Annotated in this window: 2 protein-coding genes; both read left to right on the forward strand. The window is 64.1% G+C overall.

Annotated elements, in window-relative coordinates; genetic code table 11:
- On the forward strand, positions 1 to 241 hold a 241-nt coding region (locus EYW47_RS38760; protein WP_240764113.1), incomplete at its 5' end, for a PAAR domain-containing protein.
- Positions 238 to 462, forward strand: a 225-nt coding sequence (locus EYW47_RS41515; RefSeq protein ID WP_205710237.1) for a hypothetical protein, incomplete at its 3' end; no start/stop codon positions are given. The genes EYW47_RS38760 and EYW47_RS41515, both read left to right, overlap by 4 nt.

Here is a 462-nt window from a genome sequence, read left to right on the forward strand (position 1 = left end):
GCGTGAGGTGGCACAGCTTGGCGACACCACCGATCACGGCGGCGAGGTCATCCAGGCCGCGCCCAATCTCACCCACCGGGGCATACCGGTCGCGCTCGACGGGCATCTCGTCAGGTGCCCGAAGTGTGGCGGCGACTTCGCCATCGTCGCGACGGGCAAGCGCACGCATGGCGGTGTGCGTGTGGCGTTCATTGGCGATCGGACGGCGTGCGGCGCGACGCTCGTGAAGGCGGCAGCATGAGCATGCGATCGGGACCACTTGGACAATATCGCATGCTTGGCATGCGGGGTCGCGCAATTCCGGAGCGCGAAATACTCGGTCAAGGCGGCGCATTGCTGCATGAACCATCGTTGATTCCCCGGCGTATATCGGGTCACGAAGGGATTGGCTGTCTCTTCGAATATCGCGTCGAGGCGGTGACCGCGCATCCGCTTCTGTTCCCGAGCGACCAGGAAAACGAT

This window comes from Paraburkholderia silviterrae (assembly GCF_004353915.1).
Classification (GTDB): Bacteria; Pseudomonadota; Gammaproteobacteria; order Burkholderiales; family Burkholderiaceae; genus Paraburkholderia; species Paraburkholderia silviterrae.